This is a genomic window from Roseomonas marmotae (assembly GCF_017654485.1).
Lineage (GTDB): Bacteria > Pseudomonadota > Alphaproteobacteria > Acetobacterales > Acetobacteraceae > Pseudoroseomonas > Pseudoroseomonas marmotae.
In genome coordinates, this window is sequence record NZ_CP061091.1 from 2,708,391 (window position 1) to 2,730,256 (window position 21,866).

Here is a 21,866-nt window from a genome sequence, read left to right on the forward strand (position 1 = left end):
CCATACCTCAAGAAAAATCGGGACTTTCAGGCCGAAAGAATCGCGTGTCCCCCCTGCGTTTTGCGCGCATCTCGACGCGCCACCCTGCTGGGGCTCCGCAATGACTCCCGCAAAGGCCGTCCGATTCGGAAAAAAACCCCGGTCCTGGGGGCGTGAGCGGCCGCGGAAGTGGCTGCGGCATCGGGCAGGGTGAAAAAAAGCGGGCCAAACCGGGTTTCGGGCACATTTTCCGGCGCAGGGCCGCTTGCCCTGGTGAAATGGCCTGCTATACCCCCGGCCCTACCCCGGATGGGTGGCCGAGCGGTCGAAGGCGCACGCCTGGAAAGTGTGTATACCTCAAAAGGGTATCGTGGGTTCGAATCCCACCCCATCCGCCATTTCCCCAATACGATCAGCGCGATATCAGACGGCAGCGCGGCGGTTTCCGCGGGCGTCTGAGCGTGGGCTTTTGCCGTCGCCTCCGGGCTTGCAGGGTCACGCCCCCGCGCCGGGCCCTGGCTGCATAGCCCCTGCCCGTTCCAGTTCGACGGCCGTGATCGGGCCGGGGAAATGACAGGCGGCATGGTGCCATGGCCCCTGTTCCGCCAGGGGTGGCTTTTCCTCGGCGCAGCGCGGCTGCGCACGCAGGCAGCGGGTGCGGAAGCCGCAGCCGCTGGGCGGGTCAGCGGGGCTGGGCACATCCCCCCGCAGGACGATCCTCCGCCGAGCCGGCATGCCGGGATCCACCACGGCCGAGAGCAGCGCCTGCGTATAGGGATGCTGAGGATGGGAGAAGATCGCCTCCCGCGGCGCCTGCTCCACCACCCGGCCCAGGTACATCACCGCCACCCGAGGAGCGAGATGCCGCACCGCCGCCAGGTTGTGGCTGACGAACAGCACGCCCAGGCCCAGCTGGCGTTGCAAGGCGCCGAGCAGGTTCAGCACCTGCGCCTGGATGGAAACATCGAGCGCGCTGGTCGGCTCGTCGCAGACCAGCAGCGCCGGCCCGCTGGCCAGGGCACGCGCGATGGCGATCCGCTGCCTCTGCCCGCCGCTGAACTCATGCGGGTAGCGTGCCGCGTGCTCCGGTAGCAGCCCGACCAGTGTCAGCAGCTCCGCCACGCGTGCCGCCCGCGCGGCGCGGTTGCCAATGCCATGCACCACCAGCGGTTCCGCCAGCAGCTGGGATACCGTCATACGCGGGTTGAGGCTGCCAAAGGGGTCCTGGAAAATGATCCCCATATCGCGTCGCAACTGGCGCAGGCGCGCCACGCCGGCGGCGCGCAGATCCTCGCCCCGGAAGCGCAGCTCGCCTTCGTCCGGCTCGATCAACCGCAGCAGCAGGCGGGCCATGGTCGATTTGCCGCAGCCGGATTCGCCCACCAGCCCTAGCGTCTCCCCGGCGCGAAGCTGAAGGTCCACGCCGTCCACGGCATGCACGCCGCCGGGAAAGGTCTTGTGGAGGCCACGCGCCTCGATCAGCGGCGCTTCCGTCACAGGGCACCCTCCAGGTGCAGGATGCAGGCGGCCTTGACGCCACCCGGCAGGGGCACCAGGGGCGGCGGCGCCAGGGTGCATTCCCGGTGGGCATAGGGGCAGCGTGGGGCGAAGCGGCATCCGGCCGGGAAGTCCATGGGGCCGGGCACCACGCCGGGAATGGAAGGCAGGTCGGCGATCGGCCCGCTGAGGCGCGGGATGGCAGCCAGAAGCGCCTGGGTATAGGGATGCCGTGGCGATGCGAAAAGGGCGGCTGAAGGCCCCGCTTCCGCGATCCGCCCGGCATACATCACCACCACCCGGTCGGCGAAATCGGCGACGACGCCGAGGTCATGGGTGATCAGCAGCACGGCCATCCCAAATTCCCGCTGCAATCCGCGCAGCAGATCGAGGATCCCCGCCTGAACCGTGGCATCCAGCGCCGTGGTCGGCTCATCCGCGATCAGCAGCCTGGGGCGGCAGGCCAGCGCGATCGCGATCATGGCGCGCTGACGCTGGCCGCCGGAAAGCTGGTGCGGATAGTCATCCACCCGCCGCTCGGCAGCCGGGATCTCGACCAGCCGCAGCAGGTTTATCGCCTCGGCATGGGCGGCGCGGCGGTTCATGCCGCGATGCTGGCGCAGCACCTCCGCCACCTGTTCCCCCACCGTCAGCACCGGGTTCAGGCTGGTCATGGGCTCCTGGAAGATCATCGCCATGCGGGCGCCGCGCAGGCGCTGCAGGTCGCGCTCCGGCAACGCGGTGACCTCCTGCCCTTCCAGCACCGCGCGCCCGGCGGCGACGCGCCCGCCGCGCGGCAGCAGGCCCATGATGGCCAGCGCCGTCATGGATTTACCGCTGCCGCTTTCCCCGACGACGCCCATCACCTCGCCCTGCGCCAGGTCGAAGGACAGGCCCTCCAGCACCCGCAGCGGGCCGAAGCTGACGGAGAGATCCCGCACGGAGAGCAGCGGCGTGGTCATCGCACGGCGTCCCGCAGCCGGGGGTCCAGGGCGTCGCGCAGGCCATCCCCCATCAGGTTCAGCCCCAGCACCGTCAGCGCGATGCCGATGCCCGGCACGATCGAGATCCAGGGCGCTTCCTGGATATAGTCGCGCCCTTCCGAGATGATGCCGCCCAGCGTCGGCGTCGGCGGCGGCGGGCCGACACCGAGGAAGGAGAGCACCGCTTCCGCCAGCACCGCGAGGGCGAAGACATAGGTCTGCTGCACCACCAGCGGCGCCAGCGCATTCGGCAGCACATGCCGCAGCAGCACGCGGGTGGAGGAAGCGCCGATGGCCTGCGCGCCTTCCACGAAGGGAAATTCCCGCACCACCATCACGCCCGCGCGCATGACGCGGGCGGTGCGCGGCACATAGGCGATGCTCAGCGCCAGGATGGCGTTGATCTCGGAAGGCCCCAGCGCCGCCGCCAGGGCGATGGCCAGCAGCACCGCCGGGAAGGCCATCAGCGCATCCATCAGGCGCATCAGCGGCCCGTCCAGCCGCCGCGCGAAGCCCGCCAGCGCGCCTACCGCGCCACCGACCAGGGCTGTGACGCCGGCCACCGCCAGCCCGATGCGCAGCGAGACCTGCGCGCCATGGAGCGTGCGGCTGAGGATATCGCGCCCGAAGCGGTCGGTGCCCAGCCAATGCGCCTCCCCCGGCGCCACCAGACGGGCGCGGAAATTGTTCCGCAGCGGGTCATAGGGCGAGACCCAGGAGGCCATCAGCCCGCAGAGCACGACCAGCCCGAAGAGCAGCAGGCCCCAGCGGAAGGAGGGATGCGCCAGCAGCCGGGACCATGTGCCCGGCACCCGCCTAGCCACGGCCATGGCGGATCCTTGGGTCGAGCCAGGCGTAGAGCAGGTCCACCGCCAGGTTGACGAGGACGAAGATGGTCGCGGTCAGCAGCAGCCCGCCCTGGATCACCGGATAGTCCCGCCGCTGGATGGCGCCGATGATCAGCCGCCCCACCCCAGGCAGGCTGAAGACCTGCTCGATCACCACCGCGCCGCCCAGCAGCACGCCGGAGGCGATGCCGGCCACCGTGACCACGGGGATCAGTGCATTGCGAAAGGCGTGCTTGCCGATGACCACCCAGCCCGGCATGCCCTTGGCGCGCGCCGTCCGCACATAGTCCTGGCGCAGCACTTCCAGCATGGCGGCGCGGGTCATGCGGGCGAAGAGGCCCATCTGGGACAGGGCCAGGGTGCCAGCCGGCAGCACCATGAAGCGCAGCCAGCCCAGCGGGTCCTGGCTGAAGGGCACGAAACCGCCGGTGGGCAGCCAGGCCAGTTGCACCGCCAGCACATACATCAGCACCAGCCCCAGCCAGAAATCGGGCAGCGAGAAGCCGATCAGCGACGCGCCCATGGCCAGCCTGTCCGCCCCCTGCCCCGCCCGCACGGCAGCCAGCACCCCCAGCGCCGTGCCGAGGACCAGGGCGATGGCCAGGGCCAGGAAGGTCAGGGAGAGCGTCACCGGCAGCCGTTCCAGGATGGCGGCACCGACGCCCTGGCGCAGCAGGATGCTCTGGCCGAGATCCCCCACCGCCAGCGCGCCGTACCAGCCAAGAAGCTGCTCCGGCCATGGCTTGTTCAGGCCCAGCCGGTCCCGCAGCTGCGCCAGTTCCTCGGCGGTCGCGGTCGGGCCGGCCATTTCCGAGGCCACGTCGCCCGGCACGATCCAGACGATGGCGAAGGACATCAGCGAGACGATCAGCAGCACCGGCAGGGCCGCCAGCAACCGCCCTGCCGCATACCTCCACATGCCGGACTAGCCGAGCGACACCCCCCACATGCGGGGAATGCGATAGGGCTTGTAGTCGCGCACCTGCGCCCGCGTGGCCTGCACGATGCCGACATCGCCGCATTTGATGGCGATGGCCTCGTCGTACATGCGCTTCTGGAAATCGGCCACGGCCTGCTTGCGCTCTTCCTCCTTCAGCCCCGTCGCCAGCCGGCGCTGGCAATCCTCGATCACCTCGTCCCGCACATGCTGCACCGGCGCATGGCCGGAGAAGAAGCCGACGACGCCGTAGGGCCCCTCATAGGGCTCGATGCCCAGCATCAGTGCCCAGACATGCCAGCCGCTGCGCTGCGTGCGCTGGCTGAAGGCGGTCGGCCAGTCCGTGATGTTCACGCGCGCATTGATGCCGATGCCGCGCAACTGCTCGGCCGCCGTGACAATGGTATCGTTGTGGTTCTTGAAGCTGCTGTCACCGAGGAGGATGATCTCCTCGCCCTTGTAGTTCACTTCCCGCAGCAGGGCCTTCGCGCGGTCCTTGTTGTTGATGTTGTACAGCTCCTTGCCGACATCCCCAGCGAAGTGGGTGGTGCCGGGATGCTGCCATCCATGCGTCATGCGGTAGAGGCCGTCGGTGGAGATCGCCATGATCTCCTCCAGGTCCAGAGCCGCCTGCAGGGCGCGGCGGAAGGCCGGATTGTCCATCGGCGGCTGCGCCATGTTGAACATGAGGGTCTGGAAGGACCAGGGCATCATCTCATGCATCTTCAGCGAGGAATCGGAGCGCAGCCGCTCCGCCGCCGGCACCGCGATGGCTTCCAGGATATGCATCTCGCCCGCCTGCAACCCGGCGGTGCGCGCGCCGCCCTCGGCGACGAAGCGGATGGTGATGTTCTCGACATTTGGGACCTTGCGGCCGGCAAAGCCGTCCATGCCCTGATAGGCACGGTTCTGCACATAGTCGCCGAAACGCGCCAGCCGCACATGGCTGTCGGGCCGGTATTCCACGAAGCGGTAGGGGCCGGTGCCAATCGCCTCGTTCTTGTTGGCTTCCTTGCCCGCCTCATCCTCCGGCATGATGGCGCAGGGCGCGCGGGGGGAGGAAATGCCGGCAATGAAGCCCGGAGAAGGCGCCTTCATGCGCACCACCACCGTGCGGGCGTCCGGCGTCTCGATGGCATCGACTGGCTGCATGATGAAGGCCGAGCCGCCGACGCGGCCGTAGCGCAGCAGGCTGGCCTTCACATCGGCCGAGGTCATCGGCTTGCCGTTGTGGAAGCGCGCTTCCCGCAAGGCGAAGCGATAGGCCAGCCCGTCGGGGGAGATGTCCACGCCCTCGGCCAGGTCCGGCACGGGGTTTCCAGCCTCGTCGCGCGCATAGAGGGTTTCATAGAGATGGAGAGAGATGTTGCGCGCGGCCTGTGCCGTCGTGACCTGCGCGTCCAGCGTTGGCGGCTGGGCCTGCTGGGCCATCACGATGTCTCCGCCGGCGCGTTGCGCCAGCGCGGGCCGCGCCAGGCCCGGAAGAACCGCCAATCCACCCGCAGCGAGGCCAAAATCCCGTCGCGTCAGCATGGTCGAGCCCTCTCCCATCTTCTGCATGGGATGCTAGCCTTCGTTTGTAGTTTGCATCAATCAATCCTTTTCGGGAGAGGCTCGATGGCGGCAAGTCCGGTCGTGGCGGAGTTGGATCTTGGCGGAAATGGCCGGCAGGTCGGGCACCTTCGGGTTCCCCGCTCCCGCGACGACAGCGGCTGGGGCACCGAGCTTGTGCCGATCGTGTCCATCGCCAATGGCAGCGGCCCGACCGTGCTGCTGACCGCCGGCAATCACGGCGACGAATATGAGGGCCAGGTGGCGCTGCTGGACCTTGCGCGCGGCCTGCGGGTGGAGGAGGTGCAAGGGCGCGTCATCCTGCTGCCCGCAATGCATTATCCCGCCTGCGCCGTCGGCAAGCGCCTGTCGCCCATCGACGGCCGCGACTTCAACCGCTGCTTTCCCGGCGACCCTTTCGGCACTTTCGCCCAGGTTCTCGCGCATTTCGTCGACAGCGTGCTGCTGCCGCTCTGCGACTTCCAGATGGACCTGCATTCCGGCGGGACGGGCATGGACATCCTGCCCTGCGCGGTGGGACATGTGCTGGATGACCCGGAGATGATGCGGCGAACACTGGACATGGCCGACGCCTTCGGCGCCCCCATCACCATGGTGCTGCGCGAGGTGAATGCCGGCCCGACCCTGCTGGCCGCCGCGGAACGGCGCGGCATCGTCGCGCTGTCCTCCGAGCTTGGCGGCGGCGGGCGGCTGAACCCTGACAATCTCGCCATCACCCGGCGCGGCGCACTGAACGTGCTGCGCCATGCCGGCGTGCTGCCCGGCCAGCCCGAGGCGGGGCCATACGGCCCTTCCCGCCGCATGACGGTGCCGGATTTCTCGGATTATGTCTTCGCACCGCGTGACGGCATCTGGGAAGCCGCCGATCCTCTCGGCACCACTGTGGAAGCGGGCGCCCTCGCCGGCCGGCTGCACCTGACGGAGGAGCCGGGACGGGATGCCATCCCGCTCCCCTACGGCAGCTCGGGCCTCCTGTGGTGCGTGCGCTTCGCCGGCCGGGTGCGTGCGGGAGACCCCGTGGCGATCATCGCGCATGACGCATGACTTGTGGAAGTCAGGCAGGCGGCCATGCGATGCTGCGCCCGGCAACCCCGGGAGGTAGCGATGGCCGCCGTGATCGAAGCCCTCAGCAACAGCGAGGCCGAGGCGCAGGAATGGGAATTGCGCCGTGATATGGCCGCGGTGTTCCGCGTCGCCGCACGGGAAGGCTGGAACGAGCAGATCGGCAACCATAATTCGCTGATGCTGCCGGGCGACGGACCGCCGCGCTTCCTGATCAACCCGCGCGGCTATCTGTTCCAGGAACTGAAAGCCAGCGACCTGATCGTTTGCGATCTGGATGGCAAGGTCCTGCAAGGAAGTGGCGAGTTACGCAAGGTCGCCTTCCATATCCACGCCCGTATCCATGTGCAGAACCCGGAAGCGAAATGCGTGGTGCATGTCCACCCACGCTGGCTGACGGCGCTTTCGCTGTTGCGGGATGCGGAGCTGCATCTTTCCCACCACAACAACCTGCTGCTGAACGACCGCGTGGTCTACGACCACGAAGGCGACGAGCCGGTGCATCAGAACGAGGAAGGAGACCGGATCGCGCGGCTGATGTGTAACAAATCCGTGATGGTCATGCGTGGGCATGGCGTGACCGTGGTGGGCCCGACGGTGCACGACGCCTTCGACGAATGCTTCATCGCCGAGCGTACGGCGATGTATCAGATGACCGCCATGTCCACCGGCCTGCCGATGCATACCCTGCCTGACCGCCTGCGTCGTAATTGGCATGGTGCCTGGGGCGACAAGATCGATGCCCGGCTGCACCTGAATGCCTGGCGCCGGGTCCTGGACCGCGAGGAACCCGATTACGCAACATGACAGCCGGTGGGGGACAGGCCCTGGCCCATCCCCCCGCCGGTCGCTCAGGCAGCCAGATCTCGCATGACGCGGATCAGGTCGGACTTGCCCTCGAAGCCGATGCCCGGCAGCTCGGGCATGGTGATATGCCCCTGCTCCACCCTCACCCCGTCGGGGAAGCCGCCATAGGGCTGGAAGAGGTCGGGATAGCTCTCATTGCCGCCGAGGCCGAGACCCGCGGCGATGTTCAGCGACATCTGGTGCCCGCCATGCGGGATGCAGCGTGAGGGCGACCAGCCCGCCTGCCGCAGCACGTCCAGCGTGCGGAGATACTCGACGAGCCCATAGGAGAGCGCGCAGTCGAATTGCAGCCAATCCCTATCCGGCCGCATCCCGCCATAGCGCAGGAGGTTACGCGCATCCTGGTGGGAGAAGAGGTTCTCGCCGGTCGCCATCGGAGCCGGGTAGAACTCCGCCAGCGAGGCCTGCAAGGCGTAGTCCAGCGGGTCGCCGGCCTCCTCGTACCAGAAGAGCGGATAGTCCCGCAGCATCTTGGCATAGGCGATGGCGGTCTCCAGGTCGAAGCGGCCATTCGCATCGACGGCCAGCTGGGCATCGCCGCCGATCTCGGCCAGCACCGCCTCGATCCGCGCCCGGTCCTCGGCGATGTCGGCACCGCCGATCTTCATCTTCACCACGTTGTAGCCACGGTCGAGGTAGCTTCGCATTTCCGCCCGTAGCGCGGAGTTGTCCTTGCCCGGGTAGTAGTAACCGCCGGCGGCATAGACGAAGACTCGCGGATTGGCCTCCAGCCCGTGCCGCTCGGCCAGCAGGCGGAAGAGCGGCTTCCGCTCGATCTTGGCCACGGCATCCCAGACCGCCATGTCGATGGTCCCCACGGCGACCGAGCGCTCCCCATGCCCGCCGGGCTTCTCGTTCCTCATCATAGCCGCCCAGACGCGGGCTGGGTCGATATTGTCCCGCGCCGGATCCAGCAGGCTCTGCGGGTCGGCTTCCAGGATGCGGTCGCGGAAGCGCTCGCGGATCAGCCCGCCCTGGCCGTAGCGGCCATTGGAGTTGAAGCCATAGCCCACCACCGGCCGGCCATCCCGCACCACATCCGTCACCACCGCCACCAGGCTGACGGTCATCTTGGTGAAGTCGATATAGGCGTTGCGGATGGGCGACGAGATCGGCTGGGTGATCTCGCGGACATCGGTGATGCGCATTCGGCATTCCCTTACAGGGGCGGTTCCGGGCCGCTGTCGCGCGGCATGATGTGCTGATAGGCTGCGCGCGATGTCTCCTCCAATGCCAAGAACATCCCGCATCATGCCGATCCGGCATCGCCCATGGAGCTGACCTGGCTGGAAGACTTCCTGGCCCTAGCCGCGTTCCGCAACTTCTCGCGGGCGGCGGAGGCGCGGAACGTGACGCAGCCCGCCTTTAGCCGGCGCATCCGTGCGCTGGAGGCTTGGATCGGCACGCCGCTGGTGGTGCGGGCGCCGCAGGGCGTGGCGCTGAACGCGGCAGGCGAATACCTGCTGGCGCATGCCGAGGCGCTGGTGCGCGACATCCATCTGGCGCGGCGCGGCGCCCTGCGCGCGGCGGGGCGGGCGCAGGCGGCGCTGTCCATCGCCGCCACCCATGCGCTGTCCTTCACCTTCTTTCCCGGCTGGGTGCGCGCCGTGGCGCCGCTGGAGGCGATGGGCGCGCTCAACCTCGTCTCCGACAGCATGGCGGCCTGCGAGAAGCTGCTGCTGGGTGGCGAGGTGGACCTGCTGCTCTGCCACATGCATCCGGCCCTGGAGACGCCCCTGGCCTCCGGCGCTTTCCGCAGCCTTGCGGTAGGGCGGGATGATCTGGTGCCGGTCTCCGCGCCGGACGAGGTGGGGAATGCACGCTGGACCCTGCCGGGCGGGGCCGCCACCGCCACGCGGCTGCTGGCCTATAGCGAGGCATCGGGGCTGGGGCGCATCCTGGCGGCTGCCTGGCCGGCGGTACGGTCGGCCGACCCGGTCTTCACCGCGCCGCTGGCGGCGGCGCTGCGGACCATGGCCAGCCAGGGGCATGGGCTGGCCTGGCTGCCGCGCAGCCTGGTGGCGGAGGATCTGGCGGAAGGCCGGCTGGTGGAGGCCGGCGCCGGGCAGGCCATCCCGGTCGAGATCCGGCTATTCCGGCCTCGACACCGGCAATCCGCTGGTGTCGAGGCCTTTTGGGCCGCCGCCCTGGCGCAGGCGCCAGGGCCGGCGGCCTGACGGCTCAGGCGGCCAGCAGGGCCTCGGCGCGGGCGGCGCTGTCGCCGTATTCGAACTCCACGAGCAGCAGCCGCTTGGCCAGGCGCACGGCGCCCAGCTCCTCCGTCATGCCCATGCCGCCATGCAGATGGATGGCCTCCTTGGCGAAAGCGCGGGCGATGAGGCCGATCTGCAACTTGCTCAGCGAGACTTCCCGCCCCGACCAGGGCGTGCCGGCCTCGACCTGCTCCAGCAGGTGGCGCACCAGGGCACGCGCCGTCTCCATCTGCACGTAGAGGTCGACGGTGCGGTGGCGCAGCGCCTGGAAGGCGGAGAGCGGCTGGGCGAACTGCACGCGCGTGTTCAGGTAGCCGATGGTCTGCTCCAGCGCCGCGCCCATGGCGGCCACGGCCTCGACGGAGATCAGGAAGGCGGCGGCATCGCGCGCGCGGGCCAGCGCGGCATCCACGGCCTCGCCTTGTGCCAGCAGCGTGGCGGGCGCGCCCTCGCAGGTGGCATCCAGGCTGGGCTGGCCATCCAGCCGTTCATGCTGGCGCAGCATCAGGCCGGGCGCATCGGCGGGCAGCAGCAGCAGGGCGGTGCCGTTCTCGGCCGCGCAGGCCACCAGCAGATGCGTCAGGCCCGGCAGGCGCGGCGCACCGGAGATCTGGCCGGAAAGGCGCCAGGAATCGCCCTCCCGCACCGCGCGCAGGCCGGGGGCATCCTCCGACAGCACGGGCACCACGCGCAGACTGCCCTCGGCGATGCCGGTCAGGCTTTCATGGCCCGCCTCGCCCGCCGCTTCCAGCAGGGCCGGCGCGACGGCGCAGGCTGGAATCAGCGGCAGGGGCAGCGCCGCGCCCGCCGCGCCTTCGACCAGCGCGGCGAGATCGGCGAGGCCGCCGCCGACGCCGCCCTGGTCCTCGGGCACGGCGATGGCGGGCCAGCCCAGCTCTGTGGCCTGCTGCCAGAGCTGGGCGACATGCGCGTCACGCTCCCGCACCCCGGCCAGTTCGGCGGTGCGGGCATCGGCGGCGATGGCGAATTTGCGGGCGGAGTCGAGCAGGTCGCCCGGCAGCAGCGGGGTGGCCGTGAAGGGCATGGATCAGTTCCCGAACAGGGTGCGGGCCAGCAGGTTCTTCTGAACCTCGTTGCTGCCGCCATAGATGGTGCGCGCACGGCCGTAGAGGAAATTCTGCAGCCACTCGATGCCGGGCCGGGCGCTCTTGCCGCCCTCGGCCTCGAGATCGCGGAAGCCGAAGGCCAGCCGGCGCCCGGTGGCGTCCAGCGCGATTTCCTCCAGCGCCTGCATGAGGTTGGAGCCGATGAGCTTCATGACGGAGGAGACATTGCCCAGCGGGCGGCCATGCATGATGTCCTCCAGCGCGCGGCGGCCCAGGTCGCGCATGGCCATCACCTCGGCCTCGGCGCGCAGCAGGCGCTGACGCAGCTCCGCCCGGCGCGGGTCGGTGGCCGGCATCTCCTCCACCAGCTTGCGGGTGCGGGCCAGCAGGCGCACCACCGGCTCGGTATTGGCGACGCCCAGGCGCTCATGCTGCAGCAGGAACTTGCCGTAGCCCCAGCCCTGCCCTTCCTCGCCCACGCGGGCGGAGACAGGCACGCGCACGCCGTCCAGGAAGACCTGGTTGACATGGTGCCAGTTGTCGATGGTGCGGATGGGCGTGATGCTGATGCCCGGGCTGTCCAGCGGGATGAGCAGCAGCGAGATGCCCTGCTGCTTCTTCGGCTCCTGCGAGGTGCGGACGAGCGTATACATCATGTCCGCTTCCTGCGCGTGGCTGGTCCAGATCTTGGTGCCATCCACGATGTAGTCGTCGCCGTCCCGGACCGCGCGGGTCTTGAGGGAGGCGAGGTCGGAGCCGGCATCGGGCTCCGAATAGCCCTGGCACCACCAGACGCTGCCATCCAGGATGCCCGGCAGATATTTCGCCTTCTGCTCCTCCGACCCGTAGGCGATCAGCACGGGGGCCAGGTGGCGCAGCCCGTGGTGATACTGCGGCGGGCAGTCGCACTCGGCCAGCACCTCATCGAAGATATGGCGCTGGCGCATGGTCCAGCCGGTGCCGCCATATTCCACCGGCCAGTTCGGCGCGCCCCAGCCGCGCTCGAAGAGGATACGCTGCCAGGTGCTCCATTCCTTGCGGCCGAGCTTGCCGCCGCGCGCCATCAGCGCGCGGATCTCCGGCGGGCAGCGCGTCAGGCAGAATTCGCGGACTTCCGCGCGGAAGGCTTCGTCATCCATGGCAGCGCCACCTCAATCGATACGGATATTCGCGCGCTGGATCACCGCGCGCCACTTGTCGGATTCAGACTTCAGGATCTGGCCCAGTTCCTCCGGAGTGCTGCCGGACGCATCGCCGGCGCCGGCCTGGGCGACGCGGCGCATCACCTCCGGGTTGCGCAGCACCGTATTGATGGCGGCATTCAGCCGGTCGATGATCGGCTGCGGCGTGCCTGCCCGGGCGACGACGTAGTTGACGACCGTCACATCGAAGCCCGGCACCGTCTCGCCGATCGTCGGGATGTCCGGCATCTCCTTCGTCCGCGCCGCGGCGCTGACGGCGATGGGACGCAGCTTTCCGGCATCGATCAGCGGCACCATGATCGCGGGCGTGTCGATGGTGAAGGAGACGCGGCCCGCCGCCACGTCCTGGATGGAAGGCCCGCTGCCGCGATAGGGCACATGCACCAACTGCAGCCCGGCCTGCACCGCCAGCAGCTCCCCCGCCAGATGGCTGCCGGCACCGATGCCGGAGGAGGAGAAGGTCAGGCTGCCCGGCTTTTCCTTGCCCAGCCTGATGAGGTCGGCGAGGTTTTTCACCGGCAGGCTGGCATTGGCGGCCAGCAGATAGGTGCCGCGCGTTAGCAGGCTGACCGGCGCGAAATCCTTCTGCGCGTCATAGGGCATGTCCGACATCAGGATCGGATTGGTGATGAGCGGCCCTGGCGTGCCGTAGAGCAGCGTGTAGCCATCGGCCGGCGCATTGGCCACGGCGGCCGCGCCCACATTGCCGCCGGCGCCGCCGCGGTTCTCGACCACGATGGTCTGGCCCAGTTCCTTGCCCAGCGCCTCGGCCACGATGCGGCCGGTGGTATCGGCGCCGCCGCCAGGGGCGAAGGGGATCACCAGCTTGATGGGGCGGCTGGGCCATGCCTGCGCCCGCGCCTTGCCCGCCGCCGCCATGCCCAGTGCCGCGACGCCCAAACCCGTTAGAACCTGCCGGCGATTCATCACCATGTCTCTCCCTCACCACGCCTGAGCGGCGCAGAAATGGCGCCGGTTGCGAGACCGGCGTTCTCTTCTCGCCCGCTATCGTATCGGCAGGGGGGCAGACAATGCCACCCATGGCACAACTGCTGTGCTGCCGCCGTCATGCATCCGTATGCCACCGCAACTCCGCCTCTTTCCGTAGGTTCATTCCCACGTATCAGCTTCCAGGGAGTTCGTTCATGAGTCATTCCGAGACGGGCCCATCCGGAACATCCTCATCCGGCACCACCGCATCCGGGGCCGCTGCCTCCGACACCCCCGCATCCGGTATCAGGTCATCTGACATGGAGACCGAGACCCAGAGCAGCATGCAGGACGGTTACAGCCGCTTTGAGGAAACCGCCCACCGCCTGGCTGAGGATGCCGCCGGCCGTATCGATGCGGGCGCGGAACGCGCCGAGGGCTATGTGCATCAGGGCCTCGATAACATCAGCCGCGCCGGCAGCGCCGTGGCGGGAGCGATTCGGGAGCGCCCCTTCATGTCCCTGGCATTCGCGGCGCTGGGCGGCGCCCTCATGGCGGTTGCCCGCCGCCGCTGAGGCGCCGCACCCCGGCAAAAAGGCGTGCCGTGCCGGCCCTTTTCCCCATGGGGAGGACCGGCACAGCCCTTTTCCACGATCATTCCGGCGTACGGCATGGCCAAGTGATGGATCAGGCTTGTGCTAGGCCGGGCAAGTGTGAGAACAAATAGTGAACTATGGATATCCCGCCCCCCTCCCCTGACCGCTCGGCCCTGCTGGCTGAGCTGCGCCGCAAGCTCGGCGGACTGGAACAAGTCGGCCGACAGGCGGGTGCGGTGCCGCTCTGCGCCGCGCTGGACGGGGCGCTGCCGGCGGGCGGGCTGGCGCGCGCCGCGCTGCATGAGGTGCTGGCGGCGGATGGGGTGGGCGGTGCCGCGCTGGGCTTCGCGGCGCTAGCCCTGGCGCGCAGCGGCGGCACCGTGCTCTGGATCGCGCCGGAGCCCGAGGCCTGGCCGCCGGGGCTGTTGCGCTTCGGGCTGGACCCGTGCCGCCTGCTGCTGGTGCGCGCGGCACGGCAGGCCGAGGCCCTCTGGGCCATGGAGGAGGCGCTGCGCTGCCGCGCCGTCTCGGCCGCGCTGCTGATCGCGCCCCGGATCGGCCTGACCGCCGGGCGGCGGCTGATGCTGGCGGCGGAGGCCGGTGGGGCGATGGGCATCCTGCTGCGGTCGGACAGCGCCGCCCCGGGCCCCACCGTGGCGCTGACGCGCTGGCGGATCGCCCCGCTTCCCGCCCTGGTGCAGGACGAGCCGCATTGGCGGGTGGAGTTGCTGCGGAGCCGGGGTGGCGCCGGTGGCGACTGGGCGCTGCGCTGGCGCGAAGAGGCCCGGCTGCTGGAGGAAGCGGCTCCCCCCGCCACGCTGCCAGGCCGCCGGCGGGCCGGATGAGGCGCCGCTTTTGCCACCCGCCGCGCCTGACACCGCCGGAACCTGAGGCACCGGCACCGCTACCCCAGGTGGCCATGGGGCCAGTGGAAGGACGCCGCTTCCTGGCGCTGCACCTGCCCCTGCTGCCGGTCGAGGCCACGGGGCCGGCCGATGGACCCGTGCTGGTTTGGCGCGCCGAGGGGCCGCGCCGGCAGGTGGTGGCGGTGGATGCGCGGGCCGCGGCGCTGGGCATCGCGCCCCGGCAGAATCTGGCCGATGCCCGCGCCATTGCCCCCGCCGTGCAGCCTCGGCCGGAGGACCCCGCCGCCGAGGCGCGGCGGCTGGAGACACTGGGCCTCTGGACGCTGCGCTTCACGCCGCTGGTGGCGTTGGACCCGCCGCAGGGCCTGCTGCTGGACATCACGGGCATGGAGCGGGTCTTCGGCTCCGAGGCGGCGCTGCGCGACCGTGCCCTGGCGGGGCTGGCGCAGTTGGGCCATGCCGCGCAGGCGGGCATCGCCGGAACCGCGCCGCTGGCTGCCGCCCTGGCACGCGCCGCCCCCGGCAGCATCGCCGCCACCGGGCAGGAGGAAGCGGCCCTGGCACCGCTGCCCCTGGCCGCCCTGCGGCTGGAAGCACCGCTGCTGGCGGCACTGCGCCGGCTGGGGCTGGAATGTCTGGGCGACCTGCTGGCGCAGCCCCGCGCGCCACTGGCCCGCCGCGTCGGCCCGGCGCTGATCCTGGCGCTCGACCGCATGCTAGGCCAGGTCGCCGCCCCCTTCCCCAGCCTGCGCCCGCCGCCGGATTTCCATCTCTCGCGGGAGATGCTGGAACCTTTGGTCACCCGCGCCGGTATCGACGCCGTGCTGTCGCGCCTGCTGCCGCGCCTCTGCCGCCGGTTGCGGGAGGCCGGGCGCGGGCTGCGCCGGCTGGTGCTGCGCGCCCATCGTGGCGACGCCACGATGCAGGAGATCGTGCTGGGCCTGGGTCAGCCCAGCCGCGACCCGGGGCATCTGGCGAAGCTGCTGGAAGGCAGGCTGGACGCGCTGGAACCCCGCTTAGGCTTCGAGCGGCTGGAACTGCTGGCCGAGGCGACGGAACCGCTGGCGGCGTTGCAGGCGGGGATGTCAGCCGGCGCCGTGCCCGCCGCCGATGCCGCCGCGCTGGCGCAGCTGATCGACCGGCTGGGCCAGCGCCTGCCGGTCTGGCGCCTGGCCCCACGCGCCAGCCACTGGCCGGAGCGCGCAGTCATGAAAGTGGACCCCTTCGCCACTTTCACCACACCGGAAGGCTGGGCTGCCCGCCCCCGTCCCCTGCGCCTGCTGCGGAAGCCGGAGCAGATCCAGGTGATCGCCGTGCTGCCGGATGCACCGCCACGCTGCATCCACTGGCGCGGAGGCTGGATCGATATCCGCGCCGCCGAGGGACCGGAGCGGTTCGAGCCGGAATGGTGGCGCGACCGTCCGGACCGGCCGGTGCGCGACTATTACCGCGTGGAATGCATGGACGGCACGCGGCTCTGGGTCTGCCGCGCGGGACTGCCGGAAGCCTCGCCGCGCTGGTTCCTGCACGGCATCTTTGCATGAGGCGCGGCCATGGGTTCGCCGAACTGGGCGCGATGTCCAACTTCACCTTCCTCGAAGGCGCCTCGCATCCGCATGAGCTGGTGCTGACGGCGAAGCTGCTGGGGCATGCGGCCATCGGCATCGCCGACCGCAATTCCCTGGCGGGCGTGGTGCGCGCCATGGTGGCGGCGGAACACAAGGATATCCGCCTGCCCTTCGTGGTCGGCTGCCGCGTGGCGCTGGAGGATGGGCGGGAATACCTCGTCTGGCCCACCGGCCGCGCCGCCTATGGCCGGCTGACGCGCCTGCTCTCCGAAGCGCGGATGGTGGCGGAAAAGGGCGAGGAACGCATCGCCCGCGAGGCCCTGCTGGCCGCCGCCGAGGGGCAGGTGATGGCGCTGCTCGCCCCGGAGGTGCCGGACGAGGCTTTCGCCTCGCGGCTGCGGCAGGATGCCGCGGCGATGCGACGCGGCCTCGCCATGCCGCTGTTCTGCGCCGCCGCACATCGCTTCGGCGGCGATGACCGGCTGCGGCTGCGGCGGCTGGCGGAGATGGCCGGGGCGGCGCGGTCGCGCCTGCTGGCGGCGGGCGGGGTGCGCTTCCACCAGCCGGAGCGACGGCGGCTGGCGGATGTGCTGGCGGCCATCCGCCTGGGCACCACGATCGACGCGCTGGGCCTGGAGGCCACGCAGAATGCCGAGGCGCATCTGAAGCCCGAGGCCGAGATGCGCCGCCTCTTCGCCGGGCTGGAGGATGCGGTGGAAGCCAGCACCGACATCCTCGCCGCCTGCCGCTTCAGCCTGCGGGAACTGCGCTACGAATATCCGGAAGAGATTCTGGAACCTGGCCTTTCGGCGCAGGAGGCTTTGGAATACCGCGTGCAGGCCGCCGCCGCGCGGCACTGGCCTGATGGCGTGCCGGAGAAGGTGGCACGGCAGATCGCGCATGAGCTGCGGCTGGTGGGGAAGCTGGGCTACGCGCCCTATTTCCTGACGGTGCATGAGATCGTGCGCTTCGCCCAGTCCCGCGAGATCCTTTGCCAGGGGCGCGGCTCGGCGGCCAATTCGGCCATCTGCTATGTGCTCGGCATCACCGCCGTGCCGCCGGACAAGCATGACCTGCTGTTCGAGCGCTTCATCAGCGAGGCGCGCGACGAGCCGCCGGATATCGATGTCGATTTCGAGCATGAGCGGCGGGAGGAGGTGATCCAGCACATCTACGACCGCTATGGCCGCGACCGCGCCGCCATCTGCGCCACGCTGATCCGCTATCGCGGCCGCAGCGCCATCCGCGAGGTGGGCAAGGCGATGGGGCTGTCGGAGGATATCACCGCGCGGCTGGCCCAGGGCACCTGGAACCGTGACGGCAGCCTGCGGGACCTGGCGCGGGAACAGGGGCTGGACCCCGAGGGCGATGCGCGGCTGGGCATGGCGATGGACCTGGCGGAGGAATTGCAAGGTTTCCCACGGCATCTGGCCACGCATGTTGGCGGCTTCGTCATCACGCGCGGCCCGCTGACGGAGCTGGCGGTAGTGACGAAGGCGGCGATGCAGGACCGCCACACGCTGGAATGGGACAAGGACGATATCGAGGCGCTGCGGATGCTGAAGGTCGATGTGCTGGGCCTGGGCATGCTGAGCTGCCTGCGGCGCGGGCTGGCGCTGATCGCGCGGCATGGCGGGCCGCGCCATGGGCTGCGCGACATTCCGCAGGATGACGAGGCCACCTACCTCATGCTCTCGCGCGGGGAGAGCCTGGGCGTCTTCCAGGTGGAAAGCCGCGCGCAGATGAACATGCTGCCGCGCCTGCGCCCGCGCCGGTTCTACGATCTGGTCATCGAAGTCGCCATCGTGCGGCCGGGGCCGATCCAGGGCGACATGGTGCATCCCTATCTGCGGCGGCGGGACGACCCGTCGCTCGTCACCTATGAAAGCCCAGAACTGGAGAGCGTGCTGAAGCGCACCCTGGGCGTGCCGCTGTTCCAGGAACAGGCGATGCAGATCGCCATCGTCGGCGCCGGCTTCAGCAATTCCCAGGCCGATGCGCTGCGCCGCGCCATGGCCACCTTCCGCCACACTGGCGACGTGCCGGCCTTCAAGGAACCCTTTCTGCGGGGCATGGAGCGCAACGGCTATTCACGCGACTTCGCCGAACGCTGCTTCAGGCAGATCGAGGGCTTCGGCAGCTACGGCTTTCCGGAAAGCCATGCGGCCTCCTTCGCGCAGCTCGTCTATACCTCTGCCTGGATCAAGCGGCACCATCCGGCGGTCTTCGCCTGCGCGCTGCTGAACAGCCAGCCCATGGGCTTCTATGCCCCGGCGCAAATCGTGCGGGACGCTGCGGAGAATGGCGTGCCCATCCACCCCATCGACGTGCTGGCCAGCGAATGGGACTGCACGCTGGAGCAGGATAAAGGGCGGCTGGCGCTGCGCCTCGGCCTGCGGCTGGTCTCCGGCCTGGATGCCGGGGCCGCCAGGGCGCTGCTGGAAGCCCGCCCCTGCCCGGACTTCGCGGGCCTGATCCGCCGGGCGCGGCTGGACCGCCGCGCGGTCGAGGCCCTGGCCGCTGCCGATGCCTTTCGCGGCATGGGCCTGAACCGGCGCCAGGCGCTCTGGGCCGCCGCCGGGCTGGACCGCGCGCCGCCACCGCCCCTGCCCCTGCCCCTCTTCGCCGCCGCCGAGGCGCGGCCCAGCCTGCCCGCCGCCACGGCCGGGGAGGAAACGATCCTGGATTTCGGCGCCACCGGCCTGACCCTGCGCGACCACCCGCTGGCCCTGCTGCGCCCACGGCTGGCGGCGCTGGGCTGCGCCGACAGCCGCGCCCTGTCCGCCATGGGCCAGGGGCAGCGGGTGCGGCTGGCCGGGCTGGTGCTGGTGCGGCAAAGGCCCGGCAGCGCCAAGGGCGTGGTCTTCTTCACGCTGGAGGATGAATTCGGCACGGTGAACCTGGTGCTCTACCCCGCCGTGACCGAGACCTGCCGCGCTGCCGTGCTGGGCGCCCGGCTGATGCTGGTGGAAGGGCGGCTGGAGCGGCAGGATGACGCGGAAGTGCCCATTCTGCACCTGATCGCGCGCCGGCTGGCCGACCGCTCCGACCTGCTGGACGGGCTGCACCGCCTGGAACGCCCGGTGCAGCGGCAGGGCAGCCGCGACTGGCGCTGATGGAACGATCCTTGCAGGAGCCATCATCGGCCTTCACGTCCGACAGGAGCACCGTGGCATGGAAATCGGCGTTTTCATCCCAATCGGCAATAACGGCTGGCTGATCTCCACCAACGCCCCGCAATACAAGCCGAGCTTCGAGCTGAACAAGTATGTGGCGCAGAAGGCCGAGCATTACGGGCTCGATCTCCTGCTCTCCATGATCAAGCTGCGGGGCTTCGGCGGCAAGACGGAGTTCTGGGACCATAACCTGGAATCCTTCACCCTGATGGCAGGGCTGGCGGCCGTGACGGAGCGCATCAAGCTCTTCGCCACCGCGCCTTCGCTCGTGCTGCCGCCGGCCATCATGGCCCGCATGGCCGTGACCATCGATTCCATCGCCCCCGGACGCTTCGGCGTGAACCTGATCACGGGATGGCAGCGGCCGGAATATTCCCAGATGGGCCTCTGGCCCGGCGATGAGCATTTCAGGCGCCGCTACGAGCATCTTTCCGAATATGCGGAGATCCTGCGGCAGCTCTGGTCCACGGGGCAGTCCGACTTCAAGGGCGAGTTCTTCCAGATGGACGACTGCCGCCTCAGCCCGCTGCCGCGGCAGGGCATCCGGATGGTCTGCGCCGGGCAGAGCCAGGCCGGGCTGGAATTCATGGCGAAATACGCCGACTACAATTTCTGCATCGGCCAGGGGATGAACACGCCCAAGGCCGTGACCGCCATGACGGAGCGGGTGCTCCAGGCGGCGGCGAAGACCGGGCGCGATGTCGCCTCCCTCGCCCTCTTCATGATCATCGCCGATGAAACGGACGAGGCCGCGATGGCGAAGTGGGAGCACTACAAGGCCGGAGCCGACCACGAGGCCATCGCCTGGATGGCGCAGCAGACCTCCGCCGACACGCGCTCGGGCAATGATACCAATGTGCGGCAATATGCCCTGCCGGAAGGCGCCATCAACCTGAATATCGGCCGGCTGATCGGCTCCTATGCCGCCGTCGCGCGCATGCTGGACGAATTGGCGGAGGTGCCGGGGCTGGGTGGCGTGATGCTGACCTTCGATGACTTCCGCGCGGGCATCGATGCCTTCGGCGAGCGCATCCAGCCGCTGATGCGCTCCCGCCAGCATCTGCGCCAGCCGGCGGAAGCCATAGCCTGAGGCCGGAGCGGCCCCGCCGCCCTCAGCGGGCGGCGGTGTCGAGGGCGGCGATCCAGTCCCGCGCCCGCTGCTCCGGCGCGGCATGGCCGGTGACGTCGGAGACGACGGCCACGCTATCCGCGCCGGCCTGGATGCAGCCCAGCGCGCGGTCCAGCGTGATGCCGCCGATGGCCACCAGCGGAAGGGCGCCGATGCGCCGCTTCCACTCGGCGATCCGCTCCAGCCCCTGGGGCGCCCAGGGCATGATCTTCAGCGTCGTGGGATAGACGGGGCCGAGCGCCACGTAATCGGGCCCGGCGGCCAGCGCGGTCTCCAGTTCCTCATGGGAATGGGTGCTGATGCCCAGGCGCAGCCCGGCGGCGCGGATGGCCGGCAGGTCGGCCTCCGCCAGATCCTCCTGCCCGAGATGCAGGGCGTCGAGGCGCAGATCGATGGCGATGCGCCAGTAGTCGTTCAGCACCAGCAGCGCGCCATGGGCCCGGCAGATCGCCGCCGCCTCCGCCGCCTGCCGGCGGATCTCGGCTTCCGGCAGGTCCTTCAGGCGCAGCTGGATGAGCTTCGCGCCCGGCACGAGGCGCCGCACCCAGCCCAGGTCGGGCACCACCGGGTAGAAGCGGGAGGGCAGCGGCATCACGAGAAGACCGCCATGCCCATAACGGGCGTGGAGGGTGCCGCCATGTCGCGCGCCTCCATCGGGTCGGCCTCATGGGCCAGCCGCCCGGCCTCCACCGCGCGGGCCATAGCACGGGCCATGGCGATGGGGTCGCCCGCCCTGGCGACCGCCGTGTTCAGCAGCACGCCGTCATAGCCCAGTTCCATGGCAGCCGCCGCGTGGGAGGGCAGCCCGATGCCCGCATCGACGATCAGCGGCACATCCGGGAAATGCGCGCGCATGGAGCGCAGGGCATAGGGATTGTTGAGCCCCCGCCCGGAACCGATGGGCGCGCCCCAGGGCATCAGCACCTCGCAGCCCGCGTCCAGCAGCCGGCCGGCGACGACCAGATCCTCGGTCGTGTAGGGAAAGACCTGGAAGCCGTCGGCGGAGAGGATGCGCGCCGCCTCCACCAGCCCGAAGACATCGGGTTGCAACGTATCGGCATTGCCGATCACCTCCAGCTTGATCCAGGAAGTGCCGAAGACCTCGCGCGCCATCTGCGCCGTCAGCACAGCCTCCTTCACGGAATGGCAGCCCGCCGTATTCGGCAGCACCCGCAGCCCGAGGCCGCGCACCAGGTCCCAGAAGCGCTGCCCGGCCCCGCCGCCTGCCTCGTCCTGCCCGCCCTCCCGCCGCAGGGAGACGGTGACGACGGCGGCTTCGGAAGCGCGGATCGCCTCGGCCATGATGGCGGGGGACGGATAGAGCGCCGTGCCCAGCAGCAGGCGGGAGGAGAGTTCGACCCCATAGACGCGCAT

19 protein-coding genes and 1 tRNA gene are annotated in these 21,866 nt (G+C 69.9%); 9 read left to right on the plus strand and 11 right to left on the minus strand.

Annotated elements, in window-relative coordinates:
* Positions 1 to 286 precede the first annotated feature (286 nt).
* Positions 287 to 377: transfer RNA gene (locus tag IAI58_RS12775), tRNA-Ser, on the plus strand.
* Positions 378 to 474: 97 nt separating this feature from the next.
* Here IAI58_RS12775 and IAI58_RS12780 read toward each other — a convergent pair.
* Genes IAI58_RS12780 through IAI58_RS12800 form a run of 5 tightly spaced genes read right to left on the minus strand, consistent with a single transcriptional unit; the run spans position 475 to position 5,804 of the window.
* Positions 475 to 1,476, minus strand: a complete 1,002-nt coding sequence (locus tag IAI58_RS12780; RefSeq protein WP_237182851.1) for an ABC transporter ATP-binding protein — start codon at positions 1,474 to 1,476, stop codon at positions 475 to 477.
* A complete protein-coding gene (locus IAI58_RS12785) occupies positions 1,473 to 2,438 on the minus strand; it encodes an ABC transporter ATP-binding protein (protein WP_207445420.1) in 966 nt (321 codons plus the stop codon). Before IAI58_RS12785 ends, IAI58_RS12780 begins: the two co-directional genes overlap by 4 nt.
* Positions 2,435 to 3,289 (minus strand): ABC transporter permease, encoded by an 855-nt coding sequence (locus IAI58_RS12790; RefSeq protein ID WP_207445419.1) that lies wholly within the window; start codon positions 3,287 to 3,289, stop codon positions 2,435 to 2,437. The genes IAI58_RS12785 and IAI58_RS12790 overlap by 4 nt, the downstream gene beginning before the upstream one ends.
* Positions 3,276 to 4,226: an ABC transporter permease gene (locus tag IAI58_RS12795; protein ID WP_207445418.1), complete on the minus strand. Its 951-nt coding sequence runs from the start codon at positions 4,224 to 4,226 to the stop codon at positions 3,276 to 3,278. The genes IAI58_RS12790 and IAI58_RS12795 overlap by 14 nt, the downstream gene beginning before the upstream one ends.
* Before the next feature lie 6 nt (positions 4,227 to 4,232).
* A complete protein-coding gene (locus tag IAI58_RS12800) occupies positions 4,233 to 5,804 on the minus strand; it encodes an ABC transporter substrate-binding protein (RefSeq protein WP_237182201.1) in 1,572 nt (523 codons plus the stop codon).
* A gap of 57 nt (positions 5,805 to 5,861) precedes the next feature.
* Between IAI58_RS12800 and IAI58_RS12805 the strand changes: the two genes are divergently transcribed.
* Together IAI58_RS12805 and IAI58_RS12810 are read left to right on the plus strand one after the other, a co-directional pair.
* Positions 5,862 to 6,860, plus strand: coding sequence for a succinylglutamate desuccinylase/aspartoacylase family protein (locus IAI58_RS12805; protein ID WP_207445417.1), 999 nt, complete (start codon positions 5,862 to 5,864; stop codon positions 6,858 to 6,860).
* A 60-nt stretch (positions 6,861 to 6,920) separates the two neighbouring features.
* Positions 6,921 to 7,685: a class II aldolase/adducin family protein gene (locus IAI58_RS12810; RefSeq protein ID WP_207445416.1), complete on the plus strand. Its 765-nt coding sequence runs from the start codon at positions 6,921 to 6,923 to the stop codon at positions 7,683 to 7,685.
* Between the two features lie 44 nt (positions 7,686 to 7,729).
* On the opposite strand, the gene IAI58_RS12815 is transcribed toward IAI58_RS12810, so the two are convergent.
* A complete protein-coding gene (locus IAI58_RS12815) occupies positions 7,730 to 8,893 on the minus strand; it encodes a mandelate racemase/muconate lactonizing enzyme family protein (RefSeq protein ID WP_207445415.1) in 1,164 nt (387 codons plus the stop codon).
* Between the two features lie 123 nt (positions 8,894 to 9,016).
* Between IAI58_RS12815 and IAI58_RS12820 the strand changes: the two genes are divergently transcribed.
* On the plus strand, positions 9,017 to 9,922 hold the full coding sequence (locus IAI58_RS12820; RefSeq protein ID WP_207445414.1) for a LysR family transcriptional regulator: 906 nt from the start codon (positions 9,017 to 9,019) through the stop codon (positions 9,920 to 9,922).
* Positions 9,923 to 9,926: 4 nt separating this feature from the next.
* Here the strand turns inward: IAI58_RS12820 and IAI58_RS12825 are convergent, their stop codons facing one another.
* Genes IAI58_RS12825 through IAI58_RS12835 form a run of 3 tightly spaced genes read right to left on the minus strand, consistent with a single transcriptional unit; the run spans position 9,927 to position 13,160 of the window.
* Positions 9,927 to 11,003, minus strand: a complete 1,077-nt coding sequence (locus IAI58_RS12825) for an acyl-CoA dehydrogenase family protein (protein ID WP_207445413.1) — start codon at positions 11,001 to 11,003, stop codon at positions 9,927 to 9,929.
* A gap of 3 nt (positions 11,004 to 11,006) precedes the next feature.
* Positions 11,007 to 12,164: an acyl-CoA dehydrogenase family protein gene (locus IAI58_RS12830; protein ID WP_207445412.1), complete on the minus strand. Its 1,158-nt coding sequence runs from the start codon at positions 12,162 to 12,164 to the stop codon at positions 11,007 to 11,009.
* Between the two features lie 12 nt (positions 12,165 to 12,176).
* On the minus strand, positions 12,177 to 13,160 hold the full coding sequence (locus IAI58_RS12835; RefSeq protein WP_207445411.1) for a Bug family tripartite tricarboxylate transporter substrate binding protein: 984 nt from the start codon (positions 13,158 to 13,160) through the stop codon (positions 12,177 to 12,179).
* Positions 13,161 to 13,477: 317 nt separating this feature from the next.
* Between IAI58_RS12835 and IAI58_RS12840 the strand changes: the two genes are divergently transcribed.
* The 5 genes from IAI58_RS12840 to rutA all read left to right on the plus strand — a co-directional run bounded on the left by IAI58_RS12840 (position 13,478) and on the right by rutA (position 20,453).
* Positions 13,478 to 13,732, plus strand: coding sequence for a hypothetical protein (locus IAI58_RS12840; RefSeq protein ID WP_207445410.1), 255 nt, complete (start codon positions 13,478 to 13,480; stop codon positions 13,730 to 13,732).
* A 158-nt stretch (positions 13,733 to 13,890) separates the two neighbouring features.
* A complete protein-coding gene (locus IAI58_RS12845; protein ID WP_207445409.1) occupies positions 13,891 to 14,598 on the plus strand; it encodes an ImuA family protein in 708 nt (235 codons plus the stop codon).
* Positions 14,595 to 16,163: a Y-family DNA polymerase gene (locus tag IAI58_RS12850; RefSeq protein WP_207445408.1), complete on the plus strand. Its 1,569-nt coding sequence runs from the start codon at positions 14,595 to 14,597 to the stop codon at positions 16,161 to 16,163. Before IAI58_RS12845 ends, IAI58_RS12850 begins: the two co-directional genes overlap by 4 nt.
* The gene (locus IAI58_RS12855; protein ID WP_207445407.1) at positions 16,160 to 19,303 is read left to right on the plus strand and encodes an error-prone DNA polymerase; all 3,144 of its coding nucleotides are present in this window, start codon (positions 16,160 to 16,162) and stop codon (positions 19,301 to 19,303) included. The genes IAI58_RS12850 and IAI58_RS12855 overlap by 4 nt, the downstream gene beginning before the upstream one ends.
* 58 nt (positions 19,304 to 19,361) lie before the next feature.
* Entirely contained in the window at positions 19,362 to 20,453 is a 1,092-nt protein-coding gene (rutA, locus tag IAI58_RS12860) for a pyrimidine utilization protein A (protein WP_207445406.1), read from the plus strand.
* 22 nt (positions 20,454 to 20,475) lie between these two features.
* Here the strand turns inward: rutA and IAI58_RS12865 are convergent, their stop codons facing one another.
* Together IAI58_RS12865 and IAI58_RS12870 are read right to left on the minus strand one after the other, a co-directional pair.
* Entirely contained in the window at positions 20,476 to 21,084 is a 609-nt protein-coding gene (locus IAI58_RS12865; protein ID WP_207445405.1) for a thiamine phosphate synthase, read from the minus strand.
* Positions 21,084 to 21,866 carry a thiazole synthase gene (locus IAI58_RS12870; RefSeq protein ID WP_207445404.1) on the minus strand — a complete coding sequence of 261 codons (783 nt, stop codon included), beginning with the start codon at positions 21,864 to 21,866 and terminating at the stop codon, positions 21,084 to 21,086. Before IAI58_RS12870 ends, IAI58_RS12865 begins: the two co-directional genes overlap by 1 nt.

Bases quoted from the DNA above. Each gene is read 5' to 3' on its own strand.
- IAI58_RS12830 (WP_207445412.1), bottom strand. From the start codon at position 12,164: ATGGATGACGAAGCCTTCCGCGCGGAAGTCCGCGAATTCTGCCTGACG.
- IAI58_RS12785 (WP_207445420.1), bottom strand. From the start codon at position 2,438: ATGACCACGCCGCTGCTCTCCGTGCGGGATCTCTCCGTCAGCTTCGGC.
- rutA (WP_207445406.1), top strand. From the start codon at position 19,362: ATGGAAATCGGCGTTTTCATCCCAATCGGCAATAACGGCTGGCTGATC.
- IAI58_RS12810 (WP_207445416.1), top strand. From the start codon at position 6,921: ATGGCCGCCGTGATCGAAGCCCTCAGCAACAGCGAGGCCGAGGCGCAG.
- IAI58_RS12835 (WP_207445411.1), bottom strand. From the start codon at position 13,160: ATGGTGATGAATCGCCGGCAGGTTCTAACGGGTTTGGGCGTCGCGGCA.
- IAI58_RS12850 (WP_207445408.1), top strand. From the start codon at position 14,595: ATGAGGCGCCGCTTTTGCCACCCGCCGCGCCTGACACCGCCGGAACCT.
- IAI58_RS12870 (WP_207445404.1), bottom strand. From the start codon at position 21,866: ATGCGCGTCTATGGGGTCGAACTCTCCTCCCGCCTGCTGCTGGGCACG.
- IAI58_RS12865 (WP_207445405.1), bottom strand. From the start codon at position 21,084: ATGCCGCTGCCCTCCCGCTTCTACCCGGTGGTGCCCGACCTGGGCTGG.
- IAI58_RS12845 (WP_207445409.1), top strand. From the start codon at position 13,891: ATGGATATCCCGCCCCCCTCCCCTGACCGCTCGGCCCTGCTGGCTGAG.
- IAI58_RS12820 (WP_207445414.1), top strand. From the start codon at position 9,017: ATGGAGCTGACCTGGCTGGAAGACTTCCTGGCCCTAGCCGCGTTCCGC.
- IAI58_RS12825 (WP_207445413.1), bottom strand. From the start codon at position 11,003: ATGCCCTTCACGGCCACCCCGCTGCTGCCGGGCGACCTGCTCGACTCC.
- IAI58_RS12800 (WP_237182201.1), bottom strand. From the start codon at position 5,804: ATGCAGAAGATGGGAGAGGGCTCGACCATGCTGACGCGACGGGATTTT.
- IAI58_RS12815 (WP_207445415.1), bottom strand. From the start codon at position 8,893: ATGCGCATCACCGATGTCCGCGAGATCACCCAGCCGATCTCGTCGCCC.
- IAI58_RS12840 (WP_207445410.1), top strand. From the start codon at position 13,478: ATGGAGACCGAGACCCAGAGCAGCATGCAGGACGGTTACAGCCGCTTT.
- IAI58_RS12855 (WP_207445407.1), top strand. From the start codon at position 16,160: ATGAGGCGCGGCCATGGGTTCGCCGAACTGGGCGCGATGTCCAACTTC.
- IAI58_RS12805 (WP_207445417.1), top strand. From the start codon at position 5,862: ATGGCGGCAAGTCCGGTCGTGGCGGAGTTGGATCTTGGCGGAAATGGC.
- IAI58_RS12795 (WP_207445418.1), bottom strand. From the start codon at position 4,226: ATGTGGAGGTATGCGGCAGGGCGGTTGCTGGCGGCCCTGCCGGTGCTG.
- IAI58_RS12790 (WP_207445419.1), bottom strand. From the start codon at position 3,289: ATGGCCGTGGCTAGGCGGGTGCCGGGCACATGGTCCCGGCTGCTGGCG.